This window comes from Saccharibacillus sacchari DSM 19268 (assembly GCF_000585395.1).
Taxonomy (GTDB): domain Bacteria; phylum Bacillota; class Bacilli; order Paenibacillales; family Paenibacillaceae; genus Saccharibacillus; species Saccharibacillus sacchari.
Genome location: NZ_KK073875.1, coordinates 3,537,481 through 3,553,370, shown reverse-complemented (window position 1 = coordinate 3,553,370; position 15,890 = coordinate 3,537,481). Strand labels below are relative to the sequence as shown.

At 48.9% G+C, this 15,890-nt stretch carries 23 protein-coding genes; 2 read left to right on the top strand and 21 right to left on the bottom strand.

The genetic code is table 11. The features are described 5' to 3' along the window. The first annotated feature begins 19 nt into the window (after positions 1-19). A complete protein-coding gene (locus tag SACSAC_RS15215) occupies positions 20-736 on the top strand; it encodes an inorganic diphosphatase (RefSeq protein ID WP_156951017.1) in 717 nt (238 codons plus the stop codon). On the opposite strand, the gene SACSAC_RS15210 is transcribed toward SACSAC_RS15215, so the two are convergent. The 15 genes from SACSAC_RS15210 to SACSAC_RS15140 all read right to left on the bottom strand — a co-directional run bounded on the left by SACSAC_RS15210 (position 685) and on the right by SACSAC_RS15140 (position 10,911). After that, on the bottom strand, positions 685-1,389 hold the full coding sequence (locus tag SACSAC_RS15210; RefSeq protein WP_051507150.1) for an HAD family hydrolase: 705 nt from the start codon (positions 1,387-1,389) through the stop codon (positions 685-687). The genes SACSAC_RS15215 and SACSAC_RS15210 overlap by 52 nt on opposite strands. A 33-nt stretch (positions 1,390-1,422) precedes the next feature. Next, positions 1,423-1,911 (bottom strand): NUDIX hydrolase, encoded by a 489-nt coding sequence (locus SACSAC_RS15205; RefSeq protein ID WP_037287849.1) that lies wholly within the window; start codon positions 1,909-1,911, stop codon positions 1,423-1,425. 208 nt (positions 1,912-2,119) lie between these two features. After that, positions 2,120-2,725 (bottom strand): response regulator transcription factor, encoded by a 606-nt coding sequence (locus SACSAC_RS15200; protein ID WP_037287847.1) that lies wholly within the window; start codon positions 2,723-2,725, stop codon positions 2,120-2,122. Positions 2,726-2,728: 3 nt separating this feature from the next. Continuing rightward, positions 2,729-3,820: a sensor histidine kinase gene (locus SACSAC_RS15195; RefSeq protein ID WP_037287845.1), complete on the bottom strand. Its 1,092-nt coding sequence runs from the start codon at positions 3,818-3,820 to the stop codon at positions 2,729-2,731. A 20-nt stretch (positions 3,821-3,840) separates the two neighbouring features. After that, positions 3,841-4,527, bottom strand: a complete 687-nt coding sequence (locus SACSAC_RS15190) for an ABC transporter permease (protein WP_037287843.1) — start codon at positions 4,525-4,527, stop codon at positions 3,841-3,843. After that, positions 4,524-5,255, bottom strand: coding sequence for an ABC transporter permease (locus SACSAC_RS15185; protein ID WP_037287841.1), 732 nt, complete (start codon positions 5,253-5,255; stop codon positions 4,524-4,526). Before SACSAC_RS15185 ends, SACSAC_RS15190 begins: the two co-directional genes overlap by 4 nt. Beyond that, on the bottom strand, positions 5,252-6,199 hold the full coding sequence (locus SACSAC_RS15180) for an ABC transporter ATP-binding protein (protein ID WP_037287839.1): 948 nt from the start codon (positions 6,197-6,199) through the stop codon (positions 5,252-5,254). The genes SACSAC_RS15185 and SACSAC_RS15180 overlap by 4 nt, the downstream gene beginning before the upstream one ends. A gap of 116 nt (positions 6,200-6,315) precedes the next feature. Beyond that, positions 6,316-6,828 carry a hypothetical protein gene (locus SACSAC_RS15175; RefSeq protein ID WP_051507149.1) on the bottom strand — a complete coding sequence of 171 codons (513 nt, stop codon included), beginning with the start codon at positions 6,826-6,828 and terminating at the stop codon, positions 6,316-6,318. After that, positions 6,825-7,325: an NUDIX hydrolase gene (locus tag SACSAC_RS15170; RefSeq protein WP_037287837.1), complete on the bottom strand. Its 501-nt coding sequence runs from the start codon at positions 7,323-7,325 to the stop codon at positions 6,825-6,827. The genes SACSAC_RS15175 and SACSAC_RS15170 overlap by 4 nt, the downstream gene beginning before the upstream one ends. Positions 7,326-7,386: 61 nt before the next feature. Next, entirely contained in the window at positions 7,387-8,124 is a 738-nt protein-coding gene (locus SACSAC_RS15165) for a class I SAM-dependent methyltransferase (RefSeq protein WP_037287835.1), read from the bottom strand. A 30-nt stretch (positions 8,125-8,154) separates the two neighbouring features. Beyond that, positions 8,155-8,559, bottom strand: a complete 405-nt coding sequence (locus SACSAC_RS15160) for a DUF4288 domain-containing protein (RefSeq protein ID WP_051507148.1) — start codon at positions 8,557-8,559, stop codon at positions 8,155-8,157. A 4-nt stretch (positions 8,560-8,563) separates the two neighbouring features. Continuing rightward, positions 8,564-9,199: a hypothetical protein gene (locus tag SACSAC_RS15155; protein ID WP_037287833.1), complete on the bottom strand. Its 636-nt coding sequence runs from the start codon at positions 9,197-9,199 to the stop codon at positions 8,564-8,566. A gap of 297 nt (positions 9,200-9,496) precedes the next feature. Further along, positions 9,497-9,787 carry a hypothetical protein gene (locus SACSAC_RS15150; protein ID WP_245608647.1) on the bottom strand — a complete coding sequence of 97 codons (291 nt, stop codon included), beginning with the start codon at positions 9,785-9,787 and terminating at the stop codon, positions 9,497-9,499. Next, positions 9,787-10,146, bottom strand: coding sequence for a hypothetical protein (locus SACSAC_RS15145; RefSeq protein ID WP_037287831.1), 360 nt, complete (start codon positions 10,144-10,146; stop codon positions 9,787-9,789). Before SACSAC_RS15145 ends, SACSAC_RS15150 begins: the two co-directional genes overlap by 1 nt. A 171-nt stretch (positions 10,147-10,317) precedes the next feature. After that, the gene (locus SACSAC_RS15140; protein WP_037287829.1) at positions 10,318-10,911 is read right to left on the bottom strand and encodes a chloramphenicol phosphotransferase CPT family protein; all 594 of its coding nucleotides are present in this window, start codon (positions 10,909-10,911) and stop codon (positions 10,318-10,320) included. Positions 10,912-11,089: 178 nt separating this feature from the next. On the opposite strand from SACSAC_RS15140, the gene SACSAC_RS15135 reads away from it, so the two are divergent. Continuing rightward, entirely contained in the window at positions 11,090-11,536 is a 447-nt protein-coding gene (locus tag SACSAC_RS15135; protein ID WP_037287827.1) for a hypothetical protein, read from the top strand. 38 nt (positions 11,537-11,574) lie between these two features. Here the strand turns inward: SACSAC_RS15135 and SACSAC_RS28720 are convergent, their stop codons facing one another. The 6 genes from SACSAC_RS28720 to SACSAC_RS15105 form a co-directional block, all read right to left on the bottom strand. Continuing rightward, a complete protein-coding gene (locus tag SACSAC_RS28720; protein WP_342666471.1) occupies positions 11,575-12,330 on the bottom strand; it encodes an NUDIX hydrolase in 756 nt (251 codons plus the stop codon). Positions 12,331-12,589: 259 nt separating this feature from the next. Next, the gene (locus tag SACSAC_RS15125; RefSeq protein WP_037287825.1) at positions 12,590-13,240 is read right to left on the bottom strand and encodes an HD domain-containing protein; all 651 of its coding nucleotides are present in this window, start codon (positions 13,238-13,240) and stop codon (positions 12,590-12,592) included. 62 nt (positions 13,241-13,302) lie between these two features. Then, positions 13,303-13,959: a histidine phosphatase family protein gene (locus SACSAC_RS15120; protein ID WP_051507147.1), complete on the bottom strand. Its 657-nt coding sequence runs from the start codon at positions 13,957-13,959 to the stop codon at positions 13,303-13,305. Positions 13,960-13,970: 11 nt separating this feature from the next. Beyond that, positions 13,971-14,504, bottom strand: coding sequence for a phosphotransferase-like protein (locus SACSAC_RS15115; RefSeq protein WP_037287823.1), 534 nt, complete (start codon positions 14,502-14,504; stop codon positions 13,971-13,973). Further along, positions 14,497-15,162, bottom strand: a complete 666-nt coding sequence (locus SACSAC_RS15110; RefSeq protein WP_037287821.1) for a hypothetical protein — start codon at positions 15,160-15,162, stop codon at positions 14,497-14,499. Before SACSAC_RS15110 ends, SACSAC_RS15115 begins: the two co-directional genes overlap by 8 nt. A gap of 55 nt (positions 15,163-15,217) precedes the next feature. Further along, a complete protein-coding gene (locus SACSAC_RS15105; protein ID WP_245608646.1) occupies positions 15,218-15,763 on the bottom strand; it encodes a hypothetical protein in 546 nt (181 codons plus the stop codon). Positions 15,764-15,890 lie beyond the last annotated feature (127 nt).

Genomic DNA, 15,890 nt, shown 5'->3' with positions numbered 1-15,890 from the left:
ATGAAAAAGATAACGTTCTTTGCAAAGAAGACGTTCATTAGATAAGTATTCAATTCAGGAGTCAGGAGGGAAAATGATGCGATCTAACAGAATGCTTTTGCTGACATGGACTGCCCTGTTAGTCGTTCTTGCCGCTTGTGGAGATCAAACCTCGAATCGAACGGAATCTCCAGCCGCAACGATGGAAACGACGAAGGAAAGTAGGGAAAAAGAGATCGCTCAAGCCAGTTCTCGGATGACGAAAATGGAAAAGAATCAACTGGTGCGCGACTCGGATGTTATCATTCATGGTACTGTTCTTTCTCAAGAAACGGAAAACGACTTTACCGGACTTCCGGCTACTGACACTTTCGTTCAAGTGGTTACCGTTTACAAAGGCGATCCCGGCAGCGTTGTAGAAGTTCGAACACAAGGAGGCGAGACAGACGATAAAATCTTGATCGTGGACGAAAAAGTGACCCCGATGTTTACGATCGGCGAAGAAGTCGTTTTGTTCCTGAGCGCCAACAAAGGTTCCAGGCTCGATAAAGAAGATTTCGATTATGGCGTAATGGGGCTTTCTGATGGAAAATTCACCGCAGAACCAGATTCGGACGGAATTATCGCAAGCCAATGGGGATCGCATCGCTTCAACTTCGATGATCTTCAACATGAAATCGACGAGCTGGAACGATATAACGAGCTTCATAACGTACCGAGTATGTTCCTGCCTGAAGGAGAAGAAAGCGATATTTGATGAATCAGCGTTTTCAACTCCCGCAAATGATCGATCACGATATCCGCCTGCGCCAGCTCTTCCTCGCGTGCGAAATCGAACCGGCATCCGATCGCGAACAATCCGTTGGCTTGGGCGGCGCGGATATCGGAGAGCCGATCTCCGACGACCGCTCCTTTTTCGATGCCGTATTTTTCGATGATGGACCTGACCAGATCCGCTTTGTCCAACGAATCGATCTGCTCGATGCTAAAGGTCTCGGTAACCCAAGCGTCCAGACCGTAACAGCGGACGATCGCCGCAAGGTAGAGCTGCAATCCGTTGCTAGCGATATAAACCGATACACCGTTTTCTTTTAGATAAGCAAGAACTTCCGAGGTGCCTGCATATAAGGCTCCTTTTCCTTTTTCAATATTGGCGATCAAGGTTTGTAAAAAGTGCCGATCGGCCTCCATCCTCACTTCGTCCGTATGCTCGGGCAGCAGCGTCTCCCAAACCTGCGGAAGCGGCACGCCCATAATCGCCCGGTACGTTTCGATCGGACTCGGAACTTCCTTGCCCCATAGATCGCGCGACCTCAAATATTCGAACGTCTCTTCCAGCGAAATTTCCAGAATGCGATCCGTTTGAAACAAAGTACCGTCCATATCGAAGATGATTGAAAATGACTGCATTTGAAATCCTCCTGTGTATTTATAGGCTTATGCTTATACCTGTCTTTGCAGCTTGACTTCGCATTCGGTGTTCGTAGCGGTCGCGTACTCCAAGTAGTTTACGGCGCCTTCGAACCTCAAGTAAGCCTCGTAACGCAAACGGATTGCCGGAAGCGTGACGTAATCCAGCACTTCTTCTTTCGGCACCCATCGGCAATCGCTCGTCTCGTCCGAGGTCGACAATTCGCCGCCTACCGCTCTGCATACAAAATCGAACATGACTTTAGTCGGCACATCGGTTACGCCGTCGTACCATTTATGTAGGGCGGTGTTGGAGATCACGTTCACCATATAGCTCACGACCGCCTCGATCCCGCTTTCTTCCCGGATCTCGCGAATCACGCCGTCAATCAGATTCTCCCCGACCTCCGTGATTCCGCCCGGATATACCCATCCGTCATCATGCGCCTTTACCAATAAAACGTTTCCTTTTCCGTCTTCCACGATCCCGCCTGCCGATACGATATGGGTAGGGAATGTCATGTTCTTCGCTCCTCTTCTCTAACGGATAATGCAAGTAGAATTTTTTCTCTTGTCTGTCTCAATCGCTGTGCGGCATCATGCGGCTGAGCAGGCTCTCCCAGTTGAAACGGTCTTCTTTGTATTCGGCTCCAAGCCGTTCGCGATTCGACACCCCAAGCAATCCATAGTCCCATTCCTCTTTTCGGCTTCCATTTGATTTCGCATGTGCTCAAAGCTTACCCTGCCAATAATAAATCGCCAACTGCGTACGGTCTCGAAGTTCCAGCTTGTCCAAAATGACCGTCAGCATATTGCGCACTGTGCCTACGCTTAAATAAAGCTGTTCGCTGATTTCCTGATTGGACATGCCTCTCGCGATCAGCCGGACGATGTCGCTCTCCCGCTCGGTCAATTCCAGCAGATCGTCCCGGTTCGGTTCCATGATCGTATTCAGCACATCCGGACTCAATACGGTCGACCCTGACGATAGCGCGCGAATTTGAGCCGACATGTTTTCGATCGCGGACGACTTGAGCACATAACCGACCGCGCCCGCATGCAGCGCGAGCCGGATATTTTGCTCGTCACGGAACGTGGTCAGCATCATGATTCGAATATGGGGAAACTTCGCTTTGATGATTTTCGTGCTTTCGATCCCGTCCATGACCGGCATTTGGATATCCATCAAGATGACGTCCGGCTGAAGCTCGCACAATTCGATCGCCTCTCGACCGTTGAAAGCTACGCCGAGCACCTCGAAATCCGCTTCTTTTCCGAGCAGCAACTTCAGACTTCTGCACACCAGCGGGTCATCGTCCACGATCAGCAGCTTCATCTTTTATCCCTCCTGTTCGAGCGGCAGCACGCAGACGAGCAAAAATCCGTTGTCCGCGCTGGTCGACAAACTTCCTCCCAGCGCGCGCGCACGCATGTTCAGGCTTCGAAGACCGCTCCCGCTCTCGGACTGCGCATTGTTTTCCCGTGGCGTTCCGTCGTCTTGTACCAGCAGCCGAACGATCGCTCCCGCGACTTGAACCGTCACTTCCGCCGCCGTAGCGTCGCTGTGTCTGACTATGTTGGTCAACGCTTCCTTCAAGCAGGCTTCCAGCAGACTCCATTGATAAGCGGCGACGCTTAGAAGATCTCCCGATTTTCGCAAAGAGACGTCGATCTCCTGAAAATGCAGCAGAGCGCGCTCCAGATTTTCGATGCCGATCGGGGCGACCGGCGTCGCGTCATGCACCGTCTCCCTCAAGCTGTGCGTACTGCGTTCAAGCCGGCTTTTGACCTCTTGCAGCAGCGACTTCGCTTCTTCGGGGTCTTCCGCATACGCATGCGCTTGCAGCGCCAAGGAAGCTCCCGTCAAGTCATGGCCCAGATGGTCATGCAGCTGCCGCGCGATGCGGTAACGTTCCGTCAACTCCGCCTGCTTCGACACGGAACGTTGAGCCTCCAACAGTTCGGCTTTTACCCGTTCGAGTTCCTGCCTTGCTTTGCGCTGCTCGTCGGCTTCCTTTTTCCACTGCTCCAGATTCCGCGCGTACCGGTCGAGGAAAAAGCCGACGAACAAAGCCAATACAAAATACCAAAGCAGCCAACCGGAAAAGAACGGAACGAAGCCTAACGCAACAAAAACCGACAAAGAGAACGGCCAGCGTCCGCGCTGCGCCCATTCGAAAATCGGCAGCGCCAACGCGTAATAGCTGACGGACGTATAAGGGAAGTAAAGCACGCAGATCAGAATATCCGGCAAAAGGAACACTGCGGGCAGCTCGAAACGCCAACGCAGACTTGTCAAAAGAAACAAAAGCAGGAGCAGAATAAACGTGTTCTCCGCATCGTCGAAACCGATCCATAAATACGTCAAAAATCCGAAATGGAGCAGTCGCCATCCGTTTGCCAGCCAGGTCCTTTCTGTCCGCAAGCTCATTACGCCCCCCTTTCCTGCCGTCATTGCATTCTGCGCGTGCTGCCCAACACGAGAAATACGAGCGCATACAGACATAGCGTGGCGTTAATCCGCACGTTATCCGCGAACGGCTGCGCGGAAGCGATACTCTTCAAGCCTTCCGCAAACCAGAACGTCGGCAAAATGACCGCAATCCGCCTCAACAGGTCCGGGAAGATTTCAAGCGGCAAAATGATCCCTCCGAGCAGCGCCGCCAGGACGATCAGAGACATATAGAAAAGAAAAGCGGCATCTTTGCTGCGAAAGACCGAGATCCAAGCCAACGCCATAGCCAATGCCGCAAAGCTGAACGAAACATACAACGCGAAAAGTGCCCACGGACGATGCAGCTCCTGCCCCGCGATCCATCCTCCCAGCACGACGACGGCGCTTTGCAGAATCAGAATAACGGCGTAAGCGAGCAAGTGCTGGCCCAGATAAGAAAAGTAGCGGACGGGTGCCACGGACAACCGCTTAAGTATGCCTTTTACCCGATCTTCCATCATGATTTGCGCCAATCGAATCGCGACGAACAAAATCACGATGCCGAAGTAAGCGTACCCGTAAGCAAGCGGCGGCCAACCTTCTCCGGCAGGTAAAAAGATGCACGCGATCGGGGCCGCAGTCAGGAAAATCAAATTGGCGAGGTTGGCGAAGCTTCTTTTTAACGTGAAATAAAAGATCGTCATCGCAACCTCCTCCTTCCCATGACCAACATCACGGGGAATAGGAAGCCGATTGCGGCCAGCACGATATTCGCCTGAAACCAAGCTTCATTCCAGTTGCCGATCTCGACCGCTCTCACAGCCCCTACCGATAACGTTAACGGATTGCCGTACGAACCCATGAACTCGAACACGGCGTGCTGCGGCATCGGGAAAAAAAGTCCGGCCAAAAGCACGAATCCGACGCCGTACACTTCGCTTAGCCGTTCCGCCGTACTGAAACTTTTGACGCCGCAAACGAAAATCACGCACACGATGCTCGACAATACCGCCATCAATGCGATCAGATACAGCGTCCAACCCCAATTTGCCCAAACCAAACCGAGTACCAATCGTGTGTAAGCCATGATCGCGGCGCCAAGCAAAAAGGAAAACGCCGAACCGGCGAGCAGAATCGAAAACGCGTAAAGCGTTCGGTTAAACGGGGCAACCGTCATTCTTTCCCGATTCCGCGCAAACAAATCCTCATTCAAATAACTCATCACCGTCGAGCCGCCGAACAATTGAAAAGCCAATACCATCGTCAATGCGGTCTGATCGAAATACGGCCGTCCCGCTTCGTCCACCATGCCCGACAGGATCACGGAAAAGACCGTCAATAGCGCGATCGGAACCGCAAGCAGTAAAAGCAACACAATGTAGTTACGCATCAATCGCAGCAGCGTGAACCGAACCGTCGAAAGAACCCTCATCTCGATCCCTCCCGATCCCGCAGCTGTTTGCCTGTCAAAGTCAGAAAAACATCTTCCAGATTAGGCTTGTCGGCTTGAATCCCCAGTACGCCGGAGTGTTGTTGGACGACAGACAAGATGCGATCGAGATTACCTGCTCCCGCCGCCGAGATCACCGTAATGCGGCTGCCGGAAACGGAGACTTGACTCACGCCCGCGATACTTTCCACTTGCCGGAGCGGAATGCCGAGCGGATCGGCGACATCGAATATAATTGTTTCTTCATGTCGAACCGTCTCGATCAATTGCTGCACCGTGCCTTCTTTGACGACCTGCCCTTGATCGAGGATGACGACGCGAGAAGCGATCTCTTGAACTTCTTCCATGCAGTGGGTGGTGTACAAAATCGTCGTCCCCTGCTCGCGCAATTTTTGGACCGATTCCAAAATATGATTGCGGGATTGCGGATCGATGCCGACGGTCGGCTCGTCCATGATCAATAATCGGGGACGGTGGGTCAGCGCGCAAGCGATATTCAGACGACGCTTCATGCCTCCGGAGAACTTATGCGGAACTTTGTTCGCGTAAGCGGACAAACCGACAAATTCCAGCGCTTCGGCTACCCTTTTTTTCTTTTCTTCCCGGCGCAAACCATAAATCCCCGCAAAAAATTCCAATCCTTCTTTGGCGGTCAATTCCTCGAAAACGGCAATTTCCTGCGTTACGAGACCGAGCTTTTGTTTATTGGCATCGGAAAACGGGTTTCGGGAATCGCCGAACAACGAAATTCTCCCTTGATCGACCGGAAGAATGCCTGTCAGCGCCTGAATCAACGTCGTTTTACCGGCTCCGTTGGGACCGAGCAAACCGACGATTTCTCCTTCATGGATCTCCAAATCGATATAATCGAGCGCTGCGCAAGAACCGTATCTTTTCAGGACGCTTTGCATGGAAGCAAGAGTCATGTAGCTCATCCTTTCGGGTACGTTTTCTTCAGTATGCTCGATCGATAAAAAGACCCCTAGTTACATTTGTCATCGGAATCATGCTCGGGAACTTACATCTCTTCGCCGTTGCCTTCCTACACCTCTACGTCCGGTACGGCATCTTCGCCGAAGTAAGATCCTTTGAGCTGTTCATCGAAAAAGTTCTTCAATTCGGCCTGCTCGATCGAATACCGAAGCATTTGCCGATTGACGTCCGTGCGCGTTACGTAGACTTTATCCCGATTATACTGGATGCGAACTTCTTTGTTGGATTTGACTTTGAAGACGATTCCGGCGCTGATATCCGAAGGCATAGTGTCTAGCATTGTAATTGCGGATTCGGGAGCCTCGTTTATCCAAGTCGCGATGTTATCGATCTGTTGGGTGTCCAACGGAATATCTTCAAATTGAACAAAGCCGGCTCCGTTCTGATTTGAATACACATATCTCCCCATTTCGGTGCTGGAGATTTTTTCGACGTCTACCGGACGATTCATGATGGAGCCTACCGGATCGGCATTCTGATTGAATTGCAAGATTGCGAGTACCGAGATAATCGGAACGGCAAGCAGATAGATCGGTTTGAACCTTCTTTGTTTCGGATTCATGGCTTATCCCTCCTTATCGGATTGCGATGATTCAGGTAATACATCAGCCCCGCACGATCGACGTCCGAAAACTGTCGGGGATCTTCCGACATGAGACGATCGATCTCGTCTGTTGCTACCCAACGAATATTCGCCGTTTCATCGCCTGTTTTCAATAACTCGCCTTCAGCTCCCACGATAAAATACATGCCGACCGAATCGATCGGGCCTTTTAACGTTTGATAGACGCAATAGGGAGCCAGACACTCGACTTCGAAATCCGGGTTGATCCCTCTCGTATCGATCCGGGTCTCGCTGCCTTCGACCTCGACTACCGTCAATCCGGTTTCTTCGAATACTTCCCGCTTCAACCCGTCCAAGATTGCTTCGAACGGCTCCAACTGCCCGCCCGGAAGTTCTAGGGATTGTTGATTGGTTTTGGTGCGGGTCTGGATCAGCAGCTCGGTTACGCCTTCGCTTTCGCGTTCGATAAAAGCTCGCGCATTGACGTAAAACATCGACGGATCGCCTGCCTTTCAATAGAATCGGATGATCGAACGCGGCCATGATCCAAGTCGGCTAACCGCATTCGAACACGTGGAAAAGAGTCCCTTCGCCGTACCCGTTCTCCACCTCATGCACCGTAACTTGCCGAAAATCATTGCGCTCAAGGATCTGCTTAAAGGCATCGATGCCGTAAAAGCGAACCGGAAACTCCATGATCTCCGTTCGCAGCACGCGATCGTCCTTGACAAGTTCGTATTTCAATTCGGTGAACAGGACTACTTTTTCCGCATCATACCGGGTTTTCTTGTACAGCCTAATCGATTCGTTTGCGAGCTGCGTCATGCCCGATTCGGTCCATTCCGCAAGGTCCTCTCCCTGATGCGGCTCGACCATGATCGTCAACAGCAGCTTTCCTTGATCGCTCAAAGCTTTTTTCAACTGGCGAAGACCTTGATCTACAAGCTCATCGGGCAGCAGCGAGAACGAACCGAACGGAATAACGATCAGGTCAAAATTTTTGTCGCTGACGAATTCTTCGAGTTTGGCCTGATCGACACGGGGTTCCAACCCCAGGCTGCGCCCTTTTTCCCTGCACATCTTCAGCATGTCTTCCGAAATATCGAACCCTTCGATCCCAATCCCGCGTTGCATAAAAGGAATCAGCAGCCGCCCGTTGCCGCACATCGGTTCAAGTACTTCCATGTCCGGTCGAGTCACGAAGGACAGGTAGAACTCCAATTCTTTGCCTTCGGCTAACGATTTACCGCTCTCGTAGACTTTGGTGCATAATTCTCCGTAATAACTTTTCAATAAGGAATCCTCCTGAAATGTCGGCTGTGCTCAATCTTGCTCTTCCGTTTCGGGAAACATCTTGCGCACAAACTCTTCCGTTTTCGTTCGCTTCGGTGCGCTGATATGCCGGGAATAGACTTCGGTCAAATCCGCAGGCTCTTGATCGAATAAATGAAAAGCATACAAGAACCGCACAAACTTCCATTCCACGTCCTGCCTGTATACGTTTTGATAAGACATCTCGTAACTTCGAGCTTCTTGTTCCGCTTTCTCGTATGCCGTTTCGAGCGAATTCGCATGGATCAGGTAGATGCTCTCTTCGTACGTCTTGTCTTCCGTATAATCGTCGTCGATCTTGGAAGCGTCCGGCCTGCCCGTAATGAAGCATTCGAACAGCATCTTGACGGCATACCAGCTTGATTGTTCGTCCAGGTTAGGGTCTGTCGGGTTCAATCGATCACTTCCTTATATCTTGGTCTACGCGGGAATATCTTTTCGCCGACTCCGCATCGCTACCCATGACTTTGTAATCGATCCACAAATGCACGTTGAGCTGCTCCGACAGCGCATCTACGGCCTGCTCGGGAGTTTCGCTGTCGAATAACCGATCGAGATCGGCGCGTTTGATTCCGATCACTTCTTGCAAATAAGTAAAATCCACGACTTCCGGCTTTAGCTCATACTCGTCGGCAGCCCACATTCCGCAAAACAGTTTTCTGGATCTCGCTTCGCCATCTTGGAATATCGTCCATTCGAAAATATCTTCATCGAAAAACCCGACGGTCATTATCGGTTGCGAAACAAACGTGGACAGCAGCTCTCCGACTTGTTCGACCGTTCCCCATTCGAAATAATAATTGAGCACGGTCGTCCACTCGCCGCTTTGATGCAGATAATAAGTCACATTCGGCTCGGTCTCGATGATGGAGCTTCCGTCTTCTTTTCGCTGGATATATTGATCGAGGATGTTGGACAGATTTAAAATCGGTTTAGCCAATACGTGCCCGGCCTGATCGGTCAATTGCCTTAAGGCATCAAGTACGAGCTGTCGATCCTGCGTTTGAATATGAAGGTTTGCAAATTTAGTGCCCATCTGATTCCCAACCTTTCCGGATTGTCGACATGAACTGAAAAGCTACATGTACAACTCTTTAATCATTAGAAGGCGTCCTTTTGAATCCATACCTCAGCTTTTCCCACGCTTTTTGATAAAAGTTGTCGAGATACCTGGCAACGAACCCACGGGTCAAGCCGAAAAACAGCGCCGCGATCATGATAAAAAACAATAGACTCAATCCGATCCGTATCGCTTCCATATGATTCTCCTTCCTCATATGCGATGTGCATTGAACTTGCTGTTATATCATGAACGAATCATTCGGCATAAAAGTTAGATCCGATTTGCATCGTCCCGATAGGCTTGCACGTATAGCTTAAACTCTTCCAGACTCTCGCTGTCGAACCATCCGCTTCTATTATTGATTTCATATAGCAAAGGATAACCGTACCGATCGATTAAAAAGGCCCAACCTGCTTCAAAGATAATCAATTCAAGTATTTGAGCGTAATCAAAAAGTCGTTCGACCTGTTCTTCCGTCATCAGATCCTGTTGAAAATAATGGGTTCCCGCAGGCTCCGGATAAATGCGATACGCGCAGCATTGGTTATTCATCTGTTTCATTATTCTCTCCGTTCATCTACAATCCACGAATATCGCTTGGCTATTTGATATGCGGCAGCCAGAATAAATCTTTCCAGTTCCACGTTCATTTGAAGCGGGATATCGATCTCGATCAGGTTGATCTCTTCAATTCCGTCCAATGTATCAAAAGCATAGCCTCCCTGAGCATTCGCCAAGTATCCCGTTGCCCTGACAGGTTCGCCGCTAACGACTTTGCAAAACTTCAAGCTGTCCGTTTTTTCAAACGCCAATACTTCAATGAAAAAGCGCTCGATATCGACAGTTTTGATCCGCCCTGCATAACGCTCGTCCGAATAAATACTGATATAATCGTACAAAAAAAATTCAGATTCAGACATTGGATGATCTGCTCCTTTCGGGTAGGCACGCTTGCGCGATCACGCGTCGTTATTGCACAGCAAACATCCATAGCAGTTCAGATACACGTCGTGCTTTTCGCATTTGGGATATGCTGTAGGAATCATCGAACCGCCTTCATCGTCGATTCGGGCAATGAGATCGCATTCACCTTACATGCCTAACGCTCTTTTGCCGGACTGCTCAAATGTCGAATATGCCTGACCCGATCGAATAAATCTCAATATTTTTTCGGCGCATTCTTCCGGACTCAGCTCTTCGGTGTTCACTTCGACGTCGTATTTTTCGAACGTGTACACGCCATCGAACTGCGCATTGGCCAATCCGATCGCTCGATCTCCTCTTGCTTCTTCTCTTCTTGCCAACTCTTCTCTGGAGCAGATGACGCCTACGAACAATGTGGGATGACCGGAAAATAGATCTTGGCATACGTTAAACCATTTTTCATTATCGACTACCGTATCCAAAATGACGTTCACGCCCATTTCCGAAAACAGCTTGACGGTCGAATAGCACAGAGAGCCGATCGGATCGAAAATGATTTGCGCGACGGTATGCTGTTCGACTTCGATCGCAGGTTCAAGGTTCGGATACTTTTTGTCGATAAACTCGTCATAATTACGAAAAAAATCGTCTACGGATACATGCTGAAAAGGAATCTCGATTTGCTTCAACAGCTCCTTCGCGATACTGGTCTTGCCTGCGCTGGACGTGCCGTTCATGAATAAAATTATGCCTTTTTGCAAAAAAATCATCCTTCTCTGTATATAATAGGGTTACTCGCTTATGTAATATATCCATATTTTTCTTTATTCACTGCAACAGATCCTAATCCGTAGGTTCCCGCAGGAAAGGCCCAGAAATCGTCCTGCGATGCAGCATGAAGCAAAACCTAAAAGAGATCTTAAATTCTTGGGAGGAACTATGCGAAAAACGTACATGCTTGTAATCAGCTGCCTGTTCATCTTGGTTCTGACGGGCTGTCAGGAAAAAACGCCGCCAGGATTGATTCCCGAATTATCCGAAGTGCAGTCGCTCTATGTGGCAGAAGGAATGAATACCGGAGTCGTCTCGAAAGTCATGGATGCAGACAGTCCTTCTGGCAAAGAAATCATCGAAAAAATCGTCGGGTGGCTGAATGAAGCGGAGAACCAGGGAAAAGTCGGCGATGAAGGCATTACGATGACTTCGATGCCGGGAAACGTTTTAGTCCTTACGTTGACGGACGGCAAAAACATCATCGTCTCGACAGGACAAACTTCGCTTCTGATTTTGGCAGAAGACTCGATCGAGCGTTGGAAACTTTATGACGAACCGCTGATGACGTGGCTGGCTTACGGATGGAAAGAAGAGATCGGGAGCGAACCGTAATCCCTGCAAGCTGCTCGTCGGCTTCCTCCTATCACTGGCTACTCATCCCAAAGTTCAATCAAAAAAGGATGACTGCTCTCGTCCAATGCCCAACGAATCCGCTCTTTGAAGTCACCCCAGACGATCTTCTTCTTGGCTTCTTCCATCGTGAAATAGCCGACGTCCTCGCTCTCGCCGCTGGCCTCCGGAGTCCCTCCGATCGGCTTGCCGGTAAAGATATGGCTGCTTATGCCGCGCGTCACGTTGTAAAAGATCCCGCAGAATTTGTCCAATTCCATATCGACTCCGGTTGCTTCTTTGACTTTTCGAACCGCCGCTTGCCGAATGGACTCGCCTTCTTCCACATAGCCTTGAGGCATGTCCCATCCCCTATGCCCTTTTGCCAATAAAATCTCGTTTTGTTCATTGAGAACGATTACACTTACGGACGCGAGAACTTTCATTTCGTTTCCTTTAACGACTTCTTCGCGCATCAACCGCATCGACTGATCGTGTTCATCCAGCAGCCGTTGGATTTCTTTTCTCGAAAGCCGCGGCGACTCCACGACTTGCTCCCATCCGCTAGCTTTGAAAGCTTCGAATTCTTCGCGGTCTATCGCTTCGTTGGCATAATCCCTTGCTCGCAAAAACTCTAAAACCCTTCTGACTCTCACCGGTTCTTCGTACGTGTAATCCATATCTGCCGAGCGCTCACGATCCGCGTTTTCTTCGTGCAAGATCAATCTGCAATGCCGCACGATCTCGTTCAGGTCTCCGTGACTACAGTATTCCAAAATGTACATGCTGTAATGCATAGCTTTTAACTCTTCGAGACTGAGCTGCGGATTGCGGACATATTCGAGAAGGTTTGACTCCAGATATTTTTTCGCATGCGAATACATGAAACCACTTTTAATAATTTGTATGCCGTCTTTAATAAATCTTGCGACATTTTTCGAAGCCGCTTTGCTTAAAACCGATTCGATCTCGTGCTCGGATATAGCTTGCAGACCGATACGACGACTACAATGCACCAAGTAACAAAGTTCGAGAACTACCTCGTTTAACATCGGGTTATTTTTCATTTTCTGCACCCGAGCGAATGTTTGTCTTTAAAAGAAGTTCTTCTCTCGCTTCAATAAGCCATGGATGCACCAATTTGAGTTTGTCTCGCTGCTCCCAAATCACATCCAAATAAAGGAGTATAGCTTGATCGATTTTGAAATCGTATACCTGTTTTCTCATCTCCGCCAAATAAGGGTGCGTTCCCGGAAGTTCCCAAGAGATTTTGTCTGCCACGAACAAAATTTTATCCGTCATCGATGCATCTGCTTTGTGCGTAGTATGGCTTCTGATGGCATTCAAGACTTCAATGTCGGCGATTCCGAAAATCTCTTTCGCCATGATTTCTGACAGTTTCTGATGAACGCTTCTTGCGTATTTCCATTCCTCTTCCATGATGTCTATTTGAAGTTGGTTGGCGAACTCCAGCATTTTCGAGACCGGCACTACATTACTAACGTCGTGCAGCAACGCTGCCTTAATCGATTTATCTACCAGACTCCTGTCATAGAACTCTGCAATCTTTTTCGCTTCGTTTTTCACTTTTATCGTATGCTCCAGCGTTGATTCATTATGATGTAAAGTCAAAAATGAAGCGACGTCTTGGTCGAGATCGCCTACCGGATTGAAGTCAATCGTATAACGTTCTAAAGTAGGTTTCATATTCTCACCTTTCTTAATGCATATATGTAAGGTCGGCTCGATCAATCGGTGAAAAGCTTGTTTTAGGAATCGGCGTTTGGGATTTTCCCTGCCTGCTTTGTTCCGTCAAAATGTCCCACCGCATTCTCCAGCGTAATCGTCCACTTCCCGTCCATATGCTCGATACGATGCATGCTGGTATGTTCCGAGGGGAATGACTTGCTTCGATTCGTCCACGCTATGCCTTTTAATATACTGTAAATGATATTGATGACTCCGCCGTGCGTGACGAGCAGGATGTTCGAATCGCTGTTTTGGGCTAAATGATGCTCGCATAACCGGTTAAAAGCAATTTCGATCCGAGAGTAAAACTCTGCCGGACTTGCGCCGCCAGGATATCGTTCGTCCATTGCCAAGCTCGAAAAATAAAGGCCGGGAAAACGTTCGTCCACGATCTCGTTAGGCATTCCGGCAATGATTCCGTTGTTCATCTCTCTCCACTGCGCATCGCGCTCGACCGGAATATCCAAACAAGCAGCGAGCTCGTTTGCCGTATCCAATGCGCGCTGCAAGTCGCTGCTTATGATCCGACCGATTCGAAAAGTGCTTGAGTTGCGCGCCTCGAGATACTTCCCTAGCTTCTCGGACTGCCTGTACCCTTCCGTATTCAGCCCTCGTTGACTCCAGCCGCCGCGGTAACTTTCGTCATCCGCTCCGTGTCTTACCAGATAAATTGCCATGTTTATGCCTCCTAACGTCCAATCTTCGATTCGTTTTGAAATAAGGCTTCAATGATCAATTCCGCGCATTCTTCAGGCGTATGCAGACTCGTATCGACCGAGAAATCATATGCGATATCCAGTGCCATGATTCGGTGCTGCTCGGCGGATTGGTGTTCACCCCGGTCTCCGCGTTCCAGATTACGGGTTCGGCAAATCTCCAACGGACAATAAACCTCCACGATCTCCAGCGGATACCCGGCAAAAATCTCCTGAACCTGCCGGTAGTGCGGCTGAAGCTCGGGTCTTTCTACCAAAATCCCGTCGATCAGAATGTTCTTTCCTCTGTCCGAAAATACTTTGGCCGTATGGTACATCATGATTATGGCTTCGCTCAGATACTTCCAGTAATCGTTTTGCAGATGCTGATCGCCGATCGTATTTTCGAAAAGATCATTGGCTACTACATAAAAAAACGGGTCCGTGTACGCCTGCATCGCATCCACGATTGAAGTTTTTCCTGAGCTTGTGACACCGTTCAAAAAGATAATTTTCCCCTTATCCATGATTGGGATCCCCTTTTAAAATAATGGCGTTCTTACTTTGCTTTATACTCCCCACCCACATATCCCCGATAGAAATAAAATACGATTTTTCCAACCATCCGTTAAAGAAAGTTTCGCTGATTTCAATAGCTTTATGCTGCGCTTCTTGGATCTCCTCAGCCGTTTCCAAGTCGCTTTCCCAAATATAATAGCCGTTCCAACAGCGTTCCCACTTGAATTGCTCCATTAACGGATGCCGAATATCCAACGGAAACGCTTTGCCTTGTTCTTTGACTCGGAAAAGCTTGCTGTAATAATCGATCTCCGGTTCAAGCGCCGCAACGACCTGAGAATCTATGAATTCCGGATCGCCTATCCATATTTTCAGGTAATAAGGCTGGTCCAACTCATCCAGTTTCTTCTGCCAAGCCAAATAGATGTCGAGCAATTGATACAGAATCTGTTTTTGGAACCGATGCTTCGGATTTTTCTTTCCTATTTTATTGGGCGTAATCTGATAGAGGCAGTAAAACGGATCGATCCAAATTTTCACGTAGTCTTTACGGTGGCGAATCAAGGAGTCGATATCCAGTTCCTTGTGATGTTCCGACCATCTGGCGAGATTCCGCGCTTTTTTGCGCATTCCTCGGGTCTTCTTATGTATGGATGTAAATTTCATGCATACGCTCCTTTATGACTTCAACTCCAAATCATCCATCGTATAATCCTCTCCGTTAAAATTCATCGTTCCGAAAAAAACTTTTGAGCTGCCACTTGTCATTCTCGTCGGGTTCAAAAATATATTCCCGATTCCAACCTTGCAGCTTCTCGTCGTTCCCGTCATACTCTTCCTTCACGGTTAAGGTGGTTTGGTTAAGCATGTTCTCCTCGTATTCAACCTTATTAACGGTCGCGCTTGTTAGGTTAACGCCTTCATGAAATACGGTCGGATACAGCATGTTTTCATTGATCTTTCGGTCCGCGTCAGGCGCCGCGTCCAGATCGGTGATGAACAACATGGATAAAAAGTCTTGGGCGCGATCTCCGAACTCCTCCGTGAACGCTTTTTCCAACTCGTCGTATTCCTGTTTCGTGAACGTGCCTTTCGAAGCAGCGTCCATGATCATTCGTTCTTTTTTCTCTACCATTTCCGTCGCCGCGGTTCTGTCGAAATCAACGGTTTCTTGCTGGGTAGGCTGCAACGGCTGTTGCGAAGATTGGCAGGCCGTTAGCACTAGAACGATTGCGATCAGCACGAAGACATTCCCTTTTTTTATCATAGTCGGCCTCCCTAATATCCAGATATACACATAAAATAAACTCTTAATCTTCTGCTTCCATTCTATGGTTTTTCGGCAAATATGCAAATCCGGTCTTTCGGGTTTGCGGATTTGCACTATAATCAGA

What these genes read in the sequence shown, in the direction of transcription:
- SACSAC_RS15210 (WP_051507150.1), bottom strand. Translation starts at nt 1,389, where the DNA reads ATGCAGTCATTTTCAATCATCTTCGATATGGACGGTACTTTGTTTCAA.
- SACSAC_RS15205 (WP_037287849.1), bottom strand. Translation starts at nt 1,911, where the DNA reads ATGACATTCCCTACCCATATCGTATCGGCAGGCGGGATCGTGGAAGAC.
- SACSAC_RS15200 (WP_037287847.1), bottom strand. Translation starts at nt 2,725, where the DNA reads ATGAAGCTGCTGATCGTGGACGATGACCCGCTGGTGTGCAGAAGTCTG.
- SACSAC_RS15195 (WP_037287845.1), bottom strand. Translation starts at nt 3,820, where the DNA reads ATGAGCTTGCGGACAGAAAGGACCTGGCTGGCAAACGGATGGCGACTG.
- SACSAC_RS15190 (WP_037287843.1), bottom strand. Translation starts at nt 4,527, where the DNA reads ATGACGATCTTTTATTTCACGTTAAAAAGAAGCTTCGCCAACCTCGCC.
- SACSAC_RS15185 (WP_037287841.1), bottom strand. Translation starts at nt 5,255, where the DNA reads ATGAGGGTTCTTTCGACGGTTCGGTTCACGCTGCTGCGATTGATGCGT.
- SACSAC_RS15180 (WP_037287839.1), bottom strand. Translation starts at nt 6,199, where the DNA reads ATGACTCTTGCTTCCATGCAAAGCGTCCTGAAAAGATACGGTTCTTGC.
- SACSAC_RS15175 (WP_051507149.1), bottom strand. Translation starts at nt 6,828, where the DNA reads ATGAATCCGAAACAAAGAAGGTTCAAACCGATCTATCTGCTTGCCGTT.
- SACSAC_RS15170 (WP_037287837.1), bottom strand. Translation starts at nt 7,325, where the DNA reads ATGTTTTACGTCAATGCGCGAGCTTTTATCGAACGCGAAAGCGAAGGC.
- SACSAC_RS15155 (WP_037287833.1), bottom strand. Translation starts at nt 9,199, where the DNA reads ATGGGCACTAAATTTGCAAACCTTCATATTCAAACGCAGGATCGACAG.
- SACSAC_RS15150 (WP_245608647.1), bottom strand. Translation starts at nt 9,787, where the DNA reads ATGAAACAGATGAATAACCAATGCTGCGCGTATCGCATTTATCCGGAG.
- SACSAC_RS15145 (WP_037287831.1), bottom strand. Translation starts at nt 10,146, where the DNA reads ATGTCTGAATCTGAATTTTTTTTGTACGATTATATCAGTATTTATTCG.
- SACSAC_RS15135 (WP_037287827.1), top strand. Translation starts at nt 11,090, where the DNA reads ATGCGAAAAACGTACATGCTTGTAATCAGCTGCCTGTTCATCTTGGTT.
- SACSAC_RS28720 (WP_342666471.1), bottom strand. Translation starts at nt 12,330, where the DNA reads ATGCATTACAGCATGTACATTTTGGAATACTGTAGTCACGGAGACCTG.
- SACSAC_RS15125 (WP_037287825.1), bottom strand. Translation starts at nt 13,240, where the DNA reads ATGAAACCTACTTTAGAACGTTATACGATTGACTTCAATCCGGTAGGC.
- SACSAC_RS15120 (WP_051507147.1), bottom strand. Translation starts at nt 13,959, where the DNA reads ATGGCAATTTATCTGGTAAGACACGGAGCGGATGACGAAAGTTACCGC.
- SACSAC_RS15115 (WP_037287823.1), bottom strand. Translation starts at nt 14,504, where the DNA reads ATGGATAAGGGGAAAATTATCTTTTTGAACGGTGTCACAAGCTCAGGA.
- SACSAC_RS15110 (WP_037287821.1), bottom strand. Translation starts at nt 15,162, where the DNA reads ATGAAATTTACATCCATACATAAGAAGACCCGAGGAATGCGCAAAAAA.
- SACSAC_RS15105 (WP_245608646.1), bottom strand. Translation starts at nt 15,763, where the DNA reads ATGATAAAAAAAGGGAATGTCTTCGTGCTGATCGCAATCGTTCTAGTG.